Origin of the sequence: Paludisphaera borealis (genome assembly GCF_001956985.1) — a bacterium.
Lineage (GTDB): Bacteria > Planctomycetota > Planctomycetia > Isosphaerales > Isosphaeraceae > Paludisphaera > Paludisphaera borealis.
In genome coordinates, this window is sequence record NZ_CP019082.1 from 2,175,127 (window position 1) to 2,188,688 (window position 13,562).

Annotated in this window: 9 protein-coding genes; 4 read left to right on the top strand and 5 right to left on the bottom strand. The window is 65.3% G+C overall.

Annotated elements, in window-relative coordinates; translation table 11 throughout:
* Window positions 1-153: 153 nt before the first annotated feature.
* Window positions 154-852, bottom strand: coding sequence for a cysteine dioxygenase (locus BSF38_RS08540; RefSeq protein WP_168189343.1), 699 nt, complete (start codon window positions 850-852; stop codon window positions 154-156).
* Window positions 853-1,000: 148 nt separating this feature from the next.
* Between BSF38_RS08540 and BSF38_RS08545 the strand changes: the two genes are divergently transcribed.
* Together BSF38_RS08545 and BSF38_RS08550 are read left to right on the top strand one after the other, a co-directional pair.
* Window positions 1,001-3,397 (top strand): CehA/McbA family metallohydrolase, encoded by a 2,397-nt coding sequence (locus BSF38_RS08545; protein WP_168189344.1) that lies wholly within the window; start codon window positions 1,001-1,003, stop codon window positions 3,395-3,397.
* A gap of 16 nt (window positions 3,398-3,413) precedes the next feature.
* Complete coding sequence (locus BSF38_RS08550; protein ID WP_076344748.1) at window positions 3,414-4,193, top strand: class I SAM-dependent methyltransferase; 780 nt, start codon at window positions 3,414-3,416, stop codon at window positions 4,191-4,193.
* Here the strand turns inward: BSF38_RS08550 and BSF38_RS08555 are convergent.
* The 4 genes from BSF38_RS08555 to BSF38_RS08570 all read right to left on the bottom strand — a co-directional run bounded on the left by BSF38_RS08555 (window position 4,174) and on the right by BSF38_RS08570 (window position 11,236).
* Complete coding sequence (locus BSF38_RS08555; RefSeq protein WP_145952027.1) at window positions 4,174-7,353, bottom strand: glycosyltransferase; 3,180 nt, start codon at window positions 7,351-7,353, stop codon at window positions 4,174-4,176. The two genes, BSF38_RS08550 and BSF38_RS08555, sit on opposite strands and share 20 nt — an antisense overlap.
* Window positions 7,354-7,470: 117 nt before the next feature.
* On the bottom strand, window positions 7,471-8,952 hold the full coding sequence (locus BSF38_RS08560; RefSeq protein WP_145952028.1) for a NosD domain-containing protein: 1,482 nt from the start codon (window positions 8,950-8,952) through the stop codon (window positions 7,471-7,473).
* A 360-nt stretch (window positions 8,953-9,312) separates the two neighbouring features.
* Window positions 9,313-10,434, bottom strand: coding sequence for a hypothetical protein (locus BSF38_RS08565; protein ID WP_076344754.1), 1,122 nt, complete (start codon window positions 10,432-10,434; stop codon window positions 9,313-9,315).
* Window positions 10,435-10,459: 25 nt separating this feature from the next.
* Window positions 10,460-11,236 carry a glycosyltransferase family 2 protein gene (locus tag BSF38_RS08570; protein ID WP_076344756.1) on the bottom strand — a complete coding sequence of 259 codons (777 nt, stop codon included), beginning with the start codon at window positions 11,234-11,236 and terminating at the stop codon, window positions 10,460-10,462.
* Window positions 11,237-11,589: 353 nt separating this feature from the next.
* On the opposite strand from BSF38_RS08570, the gene BSF38_RS08575 reads away from it, so the two are divergent.
* The gene (locus BSF38_RS08575) at window positions 11,590-12,570 is read left to right on the top strand and encodes a DNA polymerase Y subunit UmuC family protein (RefSeq protein ID WP_076344758.1); all 981 of its coding nucleotides are present in this window, start codon (window positions 11,590-11,592) and stop codon (window positions 12,568-12,570) included.
* A 38-nt stretch (window positions 12,571-12,608) separates the two neighbouring features.
* The gene (locus BSF38_RS08580; protein WP_076344760.1) at window positions 12,609-13,544 is read left to right on the top strand and encodes a methyltransferase domain-containing protein; all 936 of its coding nucleotides are present in this window, start codon (window positions 12,609-12,611) and stop codon (window positions 13,542-13,544) included.
* Window positions 13,545-13,562 lie beyond the last annotated feature (18 nt).

Genomic DNA, 13,562 nt, shown 5'->3' on the forward strand with positions numbered 1-13,562 from the left:
AGCGAATAACAGATGTACTGCAAGAACACTTTGGAAATCGCCGCGGTCGAGGCCCTCTCGCTAGGGGCGCGGACAATGGGCTCGACGGCGAGCACGAGGCATCGCGTCAGCCGGGTTCGTATTGGGAGGCCGCTCACGGCTCGATGATTCTTCCTACAGCGGCGCCGACCGCGTGACGGGCGGGTCGTCGAGAAGGGCGTCGTGATCGGCGAAGATCGTCTCGGAGAGTCGATAGCAGCGATGGCCCGTCAGCGGCGGGGAGTAGACGTGGAGGCTGACGAGGTTGGTCCCTGGGGGCTCCAGGTTGGTGATCTGGCGGACGTCGCGGGCCCGCGAGACGACCACGGCGCCCGCGTGGACCCGCTGCGACCGCGACGGAGCCAGCCGATCGCAGGCGGTCGCCATGAAGGCGATCTCGGTCGCGACCCCCTCGACGACCAGAACACCGCTCGTCGAGCCGCCGTGATCGTGGATCGGACTCCCCTGCCCCGGCCGCCAGCAGAGGACCAGGACCTCGTATTGGTCGCCGGCGTGAATCCGCGTCCGCTGGTAGGTTCGCTCATGAAAATGAACGCAGTCCCAGAGCGCGTCGCGGTCGATCCGAAGGCTTCGGAGGCCGTCGCGAATCCAATCTTCCGGGATCGGGCCGGCGAGCCGATCCCAGGTCTTCAAAAGCGCGTGCAGGCCCGTCCGCCCCTCGGCCAGGACCGTCGCGGGTCGACCGACGCGTTCGGGCTCGCGTTCGCGTTCCTCGTGTTCCGGCGAATCGGGCGGGGCGTCGAAAGTCCGCACAATCCGAGGACGGAACCAGCTCGGCGCATGCCCGGTTTGAAAATTATGCCGCGTGCTCACGCCGTCAACCCTCCGTGGTCCCGCATGGTCGGCACACCTTATGTCCGTCAAGTCGCTCGGTCAAGCCGAAAGGCGGGGCTCGCCCAGATCCTCGGAATCGGTGCGGTTGGGCTCCGGCTCCTTGAAAAGCCCGGCCCGACGCTTTGAAATGGAACCCAGGCGAACGACCGCGGCGCTTCGTTGCGGTCCGGCCGGCCCGGGCGATCATGCACACCTGGCCGACGGCGGCCCGTGGGAGGAATATCTCGTGCTTGAATCAGCGCGCGTTGATCGAATACTCGGCGGCGTCCTGGCGGCCGGGCTGGTGTTCGGGCTGGCTTCGGCTCGGGCCGACGTCTTGCCGGTCGTGACCGACGTCGAGTTCCAACCGCTGAGCGCCCAGGTCCGCCGCGTCGTCCAGACGCTCGACCAGCTCGGCCAGCCGCTCACGCCCCAATCCAAGGAGAGGCTCAACAACGCCGTCGACTCGGCCGACGCGGCCGCCGCCGTCAAGGTGTTCCAGGAAGTCCTCGACCCCCACTGCCTGATCGGGGTCGAGATCAACGCCGAGAGCCGGGTCAAGGCCGCGCTCGGCCCGGCCGCGCCGAGGCTCTTGCAGAACGGCTGGTGCGTGTTCCTCGTCAAGGTGCACAACGAAGCCGGCGTGACGGCCGAGCTGGTCGCCGACAGCCCGAACGCCCGGCCGGTTTACAAGCAATCGACCAACGGCGCCGAGCCCAAGGCCACGGTCAGCGCGGCCGACGTCGTGCAGCGATGGTGCGACGTCTCGATGTTTCGCGACCGTCCGCTTACCCGAACCCTCTCCGGCCTGGCCCTCGAATACCGGGTCGTCCAGATCTACAGTCGGGACGCCGGCAAGCGCGAGGCCAAGATCACCTTCGACGTCGGCCAGGGGACGCAGGATCTCGGGTTCCGGAGCGACGTCGACATCCTGTTCACGTCCGAGCCGGCCGTCGACGTCACGCTCGACGTCCGCGACGAGGAGGGCAATCCCACGACGGCCTCGTTCATCATTCGCGACCGGCTGGGCCGGGTCTATCCGTCACAGAGCCGTCGCCTGGCGCCTGACTTCTTCTTCCATCCCCAGATCTACCGGCAGACCGGTGAAACCGTGCCGCTGTCGGCGGGCGAATTCCGGGTCGAATTCACTAGAGGGCCCGAGTATCTGGTTCAAACCCGGACGATCACCGTGCCGCGCGCGAAGGCTCACAAGGAGTCGTTCAAGCTCGAGCGCTGGATTCACATGGCGGCGATGAACTGGTTCTCGGGCGACCACCACGTCCACGCGGCCGGCTGCGCCCACTATGAGAGCCCGACCGAGGGAGTGAAGCCCGAGGATATGTGGCGGCAGATCCTCGGCGAAGACCTTGACGTCGGCTGCGTGCTGAGTTGGGGGCCGTGCTGGTACGCCCAGAAGCAGTTCTTCGACGGCAAGCTCCACCCGCTCTCGACGCCGAACAACCTGATGCGCTACGACGTCGAGGTTTCGGGCTTTCCGTCGTCGCACGCCGGCCACCTCTGCCTGCTGCGGCTGAAGGAGGACGACTACCCCGGCACGACGCGGATCGAGGAGTGGCCGAGCTGGGATTTGCCGGTCCTGAAGTGGGGCAAATCGCAGGGTGCCGTCGTCGGGTTCTCGCACACCGGCTGGGGCTTGAAGACGTCGACGGACGAGATCCCTACATATGAGATCCCGCCGTTCGACGGCATCGGCGGCAACGAGTACATCGTCGACGTCGTCCACGACGCGGTCGATTTCCTGTCGACGGTCGACACCCCCGCCCCCTGGGAACTCAACATCTGGTATCACACGCTCAACTGCGGGTTCCGGACGAAAATCAGCGGCGAAACCGACTTCCCGTGCATCTACGGCGAGCGCGTGGGACTGGGCCGGGTGTACGTCAAACTTCCCGACGGCAAGCTCGACTTCGACCGCTGGTGCCAGGGCCTGAAGGACGGTCGATCGTACGTCGGCGACGGCCGTAGCCACCTGATCGATTTCACGGTCGACGACCGCGCCATGGGCGAAGAAGGCAGCGAGCTGAAGCTGCCGGCGCCCGGGACCGTCAAGGCGCGCGTCAAGGCGGCGGCCTTCCTCGATCCCAAGCCTTCCGAAGCGGCGAAGATCGTCCGCAAGCGTGGGCTCGACGAGAAGCCGTACTGGGACCTCGAACGCGCCCGGATCGGCGACTCGCGCAAGGTCGCCGTCGAGATGATCGTCAACGGCCTCCCCGTCGCCCGCCGCGAGATCGAGGCCGACGGCACGATCCAGCCGCTCGAATTCGACGTGCCGATCAAGGCGTCGAGCTGGGTCGCCTTCCGCATCCTCCTGTCGTCGCACACCAACCCGGTCTTCGTGGTCGTCGGCGACAAGCCGATCCGCGCGTCGCGGAAATCGGCCGAGTGGTGCCTGAAATCGGTCGACCAGTGCTGGTCGCAGAAAGAGCCGGCCATCCGCGCGTCGGAGAAGGACGACGCCCGCAAAGCGTACGACGTCGCCCGCGCGGCTTACCGGAAGATCATCGACGAATCGCCAAAGGAATGAATAAGGAAGAAGCTTGATGGGCGGGACAGGACACGATCGGAATCTGGCGGACGCTTTCGACGGCCAGGCGGCGGACTTCGAACGCGCGCCGGTGCAGAGCGATCCGGCGGCGCTGAAGCGGCTTGTGCAGGAGGCCGCGTTTCCCGACGGGGCGCGCATCCTCGACGCCGGCTGCGGGCCGGGGCTCGTCAGCGCGGCGTTTCTTGAAGCGGGATATCGGGTCGAGGGGGTCGACCTTTCGAACGAGATGATCGAGCGGGCGCGGAAGCGTTGCGCGTTCGCCGGCGATCGGGCGCGGTTCCGTCAAGCGTCGATCTTCGAGCCCGGCATCGAGGCCCTCGCCCCCTTCGACGGCGCCGTCTCCCGCTACGTGATCCACCACATGCTCGATCCCGAGAGGTTCCTCGAACGCCAGGTCGAGTTGCTCAAGCCCGGGGGCGTGCTCGTCGCCTGCGATCACGTCACGTCGCCGTCGCCCGAGGCCGCCGAGATCCATCGGCGACTGGAAGTCGGACGAGATCGGACCCACACCAATAACCTGAGCAGCGGCCGGATCGTCGACCTGTTCGCGGCGGCCGGACTGGTCGATGTGAGCCTCCGCGAGGAAGCGTTCACGCTCGATTTCGACGAGTGGTTCGACCGAGGCACTCCGACCGAAACCAAAGCCGACTTCCGCGCGAGCCTGGTCGCAGGCGTCAACGTCCGGGGCTTCACGACGAAGCGGCTTGACGATCAGTCGATTCAAATTCTCTGTATCCGGGCGATCGTGCGAGGCGTCAAACCCGGGCCGACGTGACGCGCCGAGCGGGTGCGGAGGCGAGCCGCTCGGCGTCGGCGAGGTCGGGCTCGACGAAGCTCTCCGCCGCCGCCCGGAACAAGGCTTCGTACTGGTCGACGAACCATGGATGCGCCGGAAGTCCTTGGAGCACCCACGACGACTGCGCGGCGAGTTCGCCGCGGCGCTCGTCGTCCCGGATCAGGTCCGAGAGCCGGTTCGCGAGGCCGTCATGGTCGCCGGGCTCGTAGTAGAGTGCGTTGATCTGATCACGAACTTGCTCGGCGATCCCGAACACCGGCGTCGTGACCAGCGGCAGGCCGCACGCCATCGCTTCGAGCACCACGCGAGGGTAACTCTCGATCCGCGAGGTGCAGCAAAACACGTCGGCCGCCAGCCAGAATCGCGCGGTGTCGCCCGACTCGGGAAAGATCGTGAACCGGTCCCGGCGGTCGGCGGGGAGTTCAGCCGCCCTCCGCCCGAGGTCGCGGCTGTAGGCCAGACCGTCGCGGGCCCCCACGACGACGCAGCGCGCTCGACCGGCCGCGTCGACCGGCAGCCTCCGGAACGCTTCGAGCAAATCGTGCTGGCCCTTCCGCTCGCAGACCGTCCCCAGCGACAGGATGCAGACTTCGCCATCGGCGAGCCCCAGCGCGCGACGCGCCTCGGCGCGATCGATTCCATCGAACCTGGCTCGAAACCGGTCCAGATCCAGTGGGGTGGGAACCCGCTCGAAATTCGCGTGCGAGTCAAGGTCTTTCCACAAATCCAGCGATCCCCGCGACGCGAACACAACGCGGTACGGCGTCGCCAGCGATCCGAGGGCCGCGTGGGCGACCGGCGCGGGGAAGTCGCTGAAGTACGTCTTCCACGGCTCGCTTTCGTGCACGCTCCAGACCGAGGGAACGCCCGCACGGCGCGCGGCCAGGATCGCCCAGAACGTCTGGAGCGTGTTCGCGTGCAGACAGTCGAAGCCGCCGGCGGCAAGCCGGTCGGCCAGCGCGCGGACCTCGACCGCCAGGCGATCGTCGGAGTCCGTCGCGTCGATCAAGCTCGGTCGAATCTCGACGTCGATCCCCGCCTCCTCGTACCGCGCCCGGAGCGGCCCGTCGCGGGGGCTGACGACGACGGCCGAGATCTTCGACGACCGCTCCAGCGCCGACAGCAACTCGTACTGGATCAGCGGCGCGCCTTCCCAGTTCAGGTTGTGGGTCGCCGCCAGAACGCGGAGCCTTTGTTCCGACGGACCGACCGGTACGACCGTCGGTCGAACTCGAAGATCGGGCGCGGATGGGTCGACGTGCGGGCTGAGATACGGCTCGACCACGTCCGGGTAGCGCTCGCGGAACGTCGCGATCGCTCGCGGCTCGGCTCCCCGCGACTTCGAAGCCGAAGGAACGACGACTTCACAATCGGCCGAGATCACGCACCGCAGCTCTCGCGTTCGGAGCCGCAGGCAATAGTCGACGTCGAACAGGTCGTCCGGGAAGGCATCCGCATCGAACCCGCCCAAGCTGAGGAACCGATCCCGGCGCGTCATGAAACAACAGGCCGAGACGGCCGAGATGTTGCGACTGACGCGGGCGAGATTCAAATAACCCTGATCCCAGACCGGCAGGCCCTCGAACACCTTGCGAGCGACGGACCGCTCGGGGTCGATCGAGAGGCCCGCATGATCAAGGGTCCCCTGCCGGTTGAGCCCCCTCGGCCCCACGGCTCCGACCCCTTCGAGCCGCGACCAGCCGACCATCTGCATCAGGAACCAGGAACCCCTGATCTCCGTGCGACCGTCCACGAACAGGATCAACTCCTCGTCGACGGCCTCCACCGCGCGATTCCAGAGAGCGGCTCGACCGCGGTCGGCCCCTTCGAGAACCGTGATCTCGAAGCCCAACGAAAACCGGCCGAGCTTCGGCATTCGACCGTCCGATCCAATGACGTACACATGAAAATTACGGTAGATCGAAGTTTGCAGCCAGGCGATCAGCCGCGACGTCGAGGACGGATCTTCCTCGGCGATCAAGATCGCGACCCGGGGCCCGTCGTCGGGCATGACGGGCTGGAAAACCGCCGAGCCCGCCCGCGCGGCCCAGGAGGGAATCACAACGCTACAGTCGATCCCGCGACGGTGGAAAGCTTCCTCCACGGCGCGCCGACCCGCTTCGAAACTCGCGGGCTTCTCGTGACCGCTGGCGGCCGTCGAGCCCGGAAGAACCCGCCAGTGGTAGAGCAATTGCGGCACGTGGCTGACCCGCCGCGCGCGCTCGCTCGCTCGCAGCAGCAGGTCGTGGTCTTGCGAGCCCTCGAAGCCGACGCGAAGGCCGCCGAGTTCGTGGTAAAGCGTCGTGCGGATCGCCTTCACATGGCCGGCGTAGCAGTACGAAAGCAGCAGCTCGGGCGACCAGTCGGGCTTGAACTCGGGGGCGAAGCGCCGGCCGTTCTCGTCGATTTTATCATGATCCGAATACGCGAGATCAACGTCCGGATTGGCTTCGAGATAGAGCGCAAGATGCGCCAGGCAATCGGGGTCGAGGACGTCGTCGTGATCGAAGAGCACGAGAAACTCGCCCGAAGCGAGCGTCGCGCCGGAGTTGGTCGCGATCGAGATATTGCCGTTTTCGGCTCGTTCGAGTACCGAAATCCGGTCGTCGAGCAAGGCCCAGCGACGGAGTAAAGGCCTGATGTATTCATGGGCGCTGGCGTCGTCGACGACGATCAGCTCCCAGATTCCGTAGCTCTGCCCGACGACGCTCGCGAGCGCCGCGTCAAGGACGTGCTCCGACGTGTTGTAGACCGGCAGTACGATCGAGAACCGGATCGGCCGGCTCAAGGTCGCGAGCGACTCGGAGAGTCGCCGGCCGCGCCGCGAGGTCTTGCGATTGCGGAGCCGCCAGGCGTCGTAGGGATCGACGGGTTCAGGGATGCGAAAGCCGCCGGGGACGCCGCCGAATCTTCCGGCCGAAATCTTCGATCGGAATCGACGCAAGAGGGTGCGGAGCTTCCGCCGCGCTCGGCCCATCGCCGGGCCAAGACCATCGGACTGAACGACGCGCAGGAAGCGTCGCGGCAGGTGGGTTGCATTCTGGAGTGAAAACCGATCCCGACGCACCTTCGACGTCGCGCTGCGGCGAGCGTCGATGTGCGAGGCGGCGATCGCCGGTGGTCGCTCGGTTGGGTTCACGATCGCGTTCCACAAGTCCAGGGGAGTCCCGGACGTCGGATCGTCCGGGACGAGGGCCCTGACTCATACGGCCAACGCGCGATCGCGTCAATCCGAACTTATGGATTGCGCGGAGTCTCAACCACGCCCGCGAGGGGGCTTGGGCTTTCCGCCGCCGCCCGGCCTCACGATCCCGGGGACGTCCTGCAAGGCGTTGCCGACGGCGGCCGAGTCGACGTAGATCGAGCCCTGGCCGTTCGATCCGAACGTGTTGCCGACGACCCAGTTGCTATTGGCCTTCGGCAGCAGCGCGACGCCGAACCCCTTGTTGGGGAACCAGACTCCGCTCGACGCCTGGCCGATGAAGTTGGAGGCCATGTAGTTGCCCGTCGCGTTCGAGACCTGGAACCCGTTGACCGAATTACCGGCGACGATGTTGCCGGTGATCGAATTCGCTTTCGCGCCCGATTCGACGTTGATGCCGACGGCCTGGGTGCCGACGACCGCGGTCTGGGCGACGTTCAGCCCGACGATGTTGTTCTGAACCCAGTTGCCGGGCGCGCCGGGGAACGAGGCGGTCCCCAGCGAGATGCCTCCCAGGGCGTTCGCCGCGATCACGTTGCCTCCGAACGGTCCGCCGACCGCGTTGCTCCCCGAGCCGTTGCCGATCAGCACCCCGAGCTCGCCGTTGGGAATCGCCGTCATGCCCGATTTATCCAGTCCGATCATGTTGGCGAAGACGACGTTGAGCTTGGTCGAGGGGTGAAGCAGCTCGACGCCGGACGACTTGTTGCCGGAGAGCACGTCCCCCGGACCGATGAAGTTCTCCTGCGCGCCGGCGGCGAGGAAGACGCCGTCGGAGTCGTTCCCGAAGCCCGACGCCGTCGATCCGGTCGGATCGGTGCCGATATTGTTGTACTGGATGGAATTCGTCTTGTAGATCGCGCCCGACCAGCTCCCGCCGATGTCCTCGCCGATGTTGACCCCGTTGTAGAGCCCGGACATCGTATTGAATCGAATCGTGTTGAAACTGGACTGAAGCCCCACGCCTGCGGCCGGCTGCGCGGTGAACTGCTTGTTGGTGTGCAGCGTGTTCGAGCCGTCGTAATAGAACCCCAAATAATTATCCTGGATCCAGTTCCCCTGCGACGACGCGAAGATCGTCACGGCGTTGGCCGTGTAGTTGGACATCGCCAGGCCCTGAATCGTGCTGCCGCTCGACGTCTGACCGCCAGCGCCTTGCAAGAGGAAGATCGAGGGGACCGACGCATTGCCCCGCACGACGACTAGCGGCTTGCCCGCATATCCCGGCTGCGATTCGCCGTCGATCACGACCTGATCATTCAGGTAAAGCGTGCTCGTCACGTCGATGATGAAGGGTGCGGAACCCTGAAGATTGAATTTGACGATGTCGAGCCCAGGACTCGAATTGTTGGCCTGCTGAATCGCCCAGGGCAACGAACCTTGCGCGGACGCGTCGCCCGACGTATTCGTCACGGTGAAGGTTGAGAGCAGACTCCGATCTTCCAGCCCGAAGACCTCCGGCAAGAACCGCTTCCTCGACGCCGGTCGTGACGACAGGAGCCGTTCGGTCCGCCGTAGCGAAGATCGAATTGACATGCGCAAACTCCTTGGCAGGGAAGAGGATAGCTCAGGCTGAAGAAGCGAGCCTGCAATCGTGATAGCAGCAGAATTTTCCCACAGCCAAAGTCATGTGTCAAGTTTGACGAATGGAAGAGGCCCTCTGGCGACCTGTGACCCAGTGGGCTCGACGCGCGCTCCGAACTCGCCCCAAGGAACTGTAGGTCACGGGGTCGTCCGAGTCTGGTTTTCGATCATCGACGTGCATCGATCCAGCCTAAACCATGCGCGCGAGCACGCAGGCGTCATCGCGGCGGAAAGGGCTGGATCGCGGGTGGGGCGAGTTGGGAACCGGGACCGGTCGAGGCCGTCCCGGAGATCAAGCGGGTCGGCAAGCGATCAGGCGGCGTCGAGATCTTTCCGGCCTTTGTACATTTGCAAGAGACCGCGCGCGAAGCGCTCTCGAAGGCTGTTTCTCGGGGCGATCACCTTGCGGTAGCGGCGTCCGAACGCAAGGAACCGGCGAGCCGGGAGCACGACCAGCGTCTTGCCGAGGCCCCGCTCCAGTTCCTTCCGCAGCTTGGCTTCGAGATCTTCCACCTGCTCCTGAAGGCGGACGTTCCGCTCACGGAGAACTTCTTCCTCGATGTCGGGGTTGAGCAACGACTCGCTCAGGCTGGTTCGATCTCCCATCCGGCCGGACGACCGGGCCCGCGCGTCGAGCGACTTCCCCTGGTTCCGAACGCCTCGCTCCACGGCGTAAAGGCACGCGTCGCGGACGAGGGTCAGAAAGTCGTAGTTGGTCGTGAAGAGTTGCTCGATCCTTTTGAGGACGTCTGGGGCGACGCGGTTCGTTTGATGGAAAACGAGGGCGATCGAGCAATCATAAAGCGAGGGGGCCTCTTCGCGGAGCAGGTGCACGACCGGGCCGGTCTCCGAGGAAGCGAGGCCCAAAACGCCGCGCGCATTGGGATCGTCGCGGGTCTTGCCCATCCCCAGCACGACAACGACGCCGTCGGCGAATCGATCGAGGAAGCTCGTGACGATCTCGCCGGACGACGAGGCCGCGATCGACGCCGGCAGCAAGAGAACGGGAATCGCGTCGTGATGCGCGGTCGAGCCGAGGCGCTCCCATCGATCGTCCGTTTGAGGAACCACCGCAAGCGCGCCGCGGGCGGCCAGAGCCGACGAATCGGCGTAGCTTTGGATGATCTCGTGGAGCCGCTCGCCGCGAGGCGGGAGCGCGGAGGTCTCCTCTTCGACGGCGACGCGCGCGACGCGGTGGTTCGCCAGGCAGGCGATCGTCGTGGCGCCCCATGACGACCGGCTCGCCAGATCCGCCGCGATGATCGGCCGTGGGCAGAATTCGAGGATCAGATGAATCACGTAGTTGTCGAGCGGCGACAGCCCGCACTCGACGTGGTCGGAGTAAGGCGCCTGCTCAAGGTACCCGGCGACGGGACCGTAGATCATGTCGATGGTCGAGATCCGAGGCAGGGCCTTCGCGAACCGATCGCTCATACCGAGAACTCCTTGGCAAGCCGTCTCAGAGGTATCCGACGCCGGGGAAGTACCTCTCGTGATGGGTCCGCGTGAGGTTGCAATCGCGGAATTCCAACTGATTGAAGACGCGCTTGAAGCGTGGTTTGATCGCGTCGGGATCGTCGACGGCCCGCATCATCGAGTTCGGCAGATACTGATAAACGCCAAACGTCAGAGGGACGAACACCAGGCGTCGACCGGACGCCGCGAGATGGAGCCAGAGCTCCCAATCGGCCCAGGCGTCGACCCCGCTCGTATAGCCTCCGCAATCGAGAATCTGTATGCGATCGAGGAGCGCGAAGGCGTCGATGTAGTTTTCATCGTAGATTCTCGGCTGAAAACTTTCATTGCTGCACATCCAGAACGCGGAATCCTCGCCGAGCCGACGCATCAGCAGATTGCCGTACACGACCGCTGCGCCCGTCTCCTTGATCGACCTGAGAAACGAGGGGAAATTCGCTTCGATCAGATAGTTGTCGGCGTCTAGAAAGACGATGTAACGATGCGACGCGTTGAGCAACGCCGAGTTGCGAGCCGCGGCCAGACCACGGTTCGTCTCGTGCCGGAGGACGCGGAGGCCCTCGCGGCCGTAGAGCGCCTCGAGGCTGCGGAGCAACGACTCAGAGCCGTCGCGCGATGCGTCGTCGACGACCAGCACTTCGCCGGGGATTCCTTCTCGCTTGAGGAGGCGTATGGTTTCGAGGGCCGAGAGGATCGATCGCGACAGGAAGAACTCATGATTCCAGTTGGGAATCGCGATGGTCACGCCTTGCTGGTCCACGCCCCGTCCCCCTCGTTGCCGGATCGACCCCGCGAAGCCGCCCCAGCGTCCCCTCGCCGAAATCCGTTCACGTCGTACAGCCTTCGTTGGCAAGCGGGTTCAGTAGCACTTCCAAGCAATCACGTCAACCCAAGCCTGCCATCTCCCGAGGCTGTTCCGCAATCAGGAGGCTCGGCTCGGCCCGTCAGGCACCTCGACCGAGCTTGACGCAAAGCCCGGTCGCGACTAGACTCCGCCGCCGATCGTCCCGACCCGAGCGAGGCGTGACGACGCCTGGGCTCCTGTCGCCGCCCAGTCTCGTTCTCCTTTGCTGAACGAGGATCGGAGCATCCGGCCCCCGAGGAACGACGGAAATGAACGAGACGCAGAAGGATGTCGGCGGCCGGCGGACGCTGGTCGTGGTTCCCGGCAGGCTCAACTACTTCTATAATCAGGCCGGGCGACGAATCGCCGAAGTGCTTCGCGCGATGGGTTCAAGCGTCGAGATCCGGACGCTGGCCGAGACCGACGAGTCGAGCTTCGACCTCGCCTTTCTCTGCAACGTGTCGGAGATCGTGGCGAGCATCGGCGACGAAGCGGAAGGTCTGAAGCGACTCAGGGCCTTGCGGGGGCGATGCCGCGAGTTGCTCAGCCTCTCCATCGACTGCGTCTCGACGCCTTGGTACGCGCGCCTCTGCGAACTCAGCCGCCAGATCCAAGCCGACCGGATCATCGATCTGGGGATCATCGCCCAAACGCCCCCCGAACGTCCCAAGGGCGATCCCCGTTATGAATTCCTCTTCTCGGGCCTGACCCCGAGCGAGAGCCGAACGATGGATCGATGGACCGACGACGGACCGGAGCGCAGCATCCCCTGGGCGTTCGTCGGCCACGTGACCGAAAGCCGCGCCGCGCTCGTCGATCGCCTGATCCACGATCTGCACCCCGGCGGCTTCGTCTACGTGCCCGCCCTCGCGCCGTATACCGAGCAGGGTTCTCCCCACTTGAATGAGCAGCAATTTGATCAGGTGCTCAAGCATACGCGCTATCAAATCTGGTGCTCGCATCACGACCATTTCTACATGGAGCCGGAGCGGTTTCGCAGCTCGCTGCTGACCGGCGGCGTCCCGATCAAGATCGTCCCGCGCAAGCAGGTTCCGCCGGCCGGGTCTCCGTTCAGTTATCTCTTGTTCTCGGTCGACGCGCTGTACGAGCTTTCGGACCAAAGCTTCACGGAGCTTGCCGACCGCTTCCGGGACGATTGGAGAAACCTGCCGACGCTGGAGCAAGGCCTGCGAACCTTGCTCGGCGATCCGAGCCTGGCGGACGCGTCGCGCCACGTTCGAGCGGCCTGACGATCGACCAACGCGAACAGGGAAAGAGAGGAAGCAGGATGGCGATCGACTCGGAACGTCTCGATCAGATTCTCCCCAAGCTCGCCTGCCCCCGATGCCTGGGCTCGCTCGGGCGCTCCGAAGGCGGCCTGACTTGCAAGGCGTGCGCCGCGCGGTATCCGATCCACCAGGATCGCCCCGTGTTGATCGAAGACCCCGCCGGGCCGCCCCGCGTCATGTCGGAGGCCCACCTGAGCAATCAGCCGCCGTTCGAGTTCGTCGATTGGGTGAGCAAGCTCGATGGTTGGGCGCTCAACGTGGGGGCCGGTGGAACCGCGCGCAAGCTCCCGAACTGCATCGAGATGGAATATTCGATCTTCCGTCACACCGACGTGGTCGGCGACGCCCACAAGCTCCCGTTCGCCTCGGAGAGCTTCGACGCCGTGGTCACGTTCAATACGTTCGAACATCTGATCAACCCGAACGTCGCCGCGAATGAGATCCATCGCGTGCTCAAGCCCGGCGGCCGGCTGATCCTGCACACGGCCTTCCTTCAGCCGGTTCACGAGCCTCCGTACCACTTCTACAACACGACCGAGTACGGCCTCCGCAACTGGTTCCGCAACTTCCACGTCGAGGACGTCACCGTCTCCGCGAACTTCCAGCCCGGCTACGTGCTCGCGTGGCTCGCCTGCGAGATCCGGAACGCCGTCGCGACGAACCAGGGCGAAGACGCCGGGAAAAGATTCGGCGCCACGACCCTCGACGAATGGGCAGCCGCCTGGTCCGACCCCGCCCGCCAGTCCGGCCCCGCCTGGGAGACGCTCAGGACTCTTCCGCAAGACACCCAGAAGCGATTCGCCGCCGGCTTTCAGCTCGTGGCCACTCGTCCCAAGGAAGGCGCGTGGGCCGAGATCCACCACGCCGCGCGCTCGCAGGGCCACCACCTCCGCTCGCTCGCAAGCCGCTTGAAGAAGAAGACCGGCTGGTTCTAATGCGCCAGCTCCGCCGAG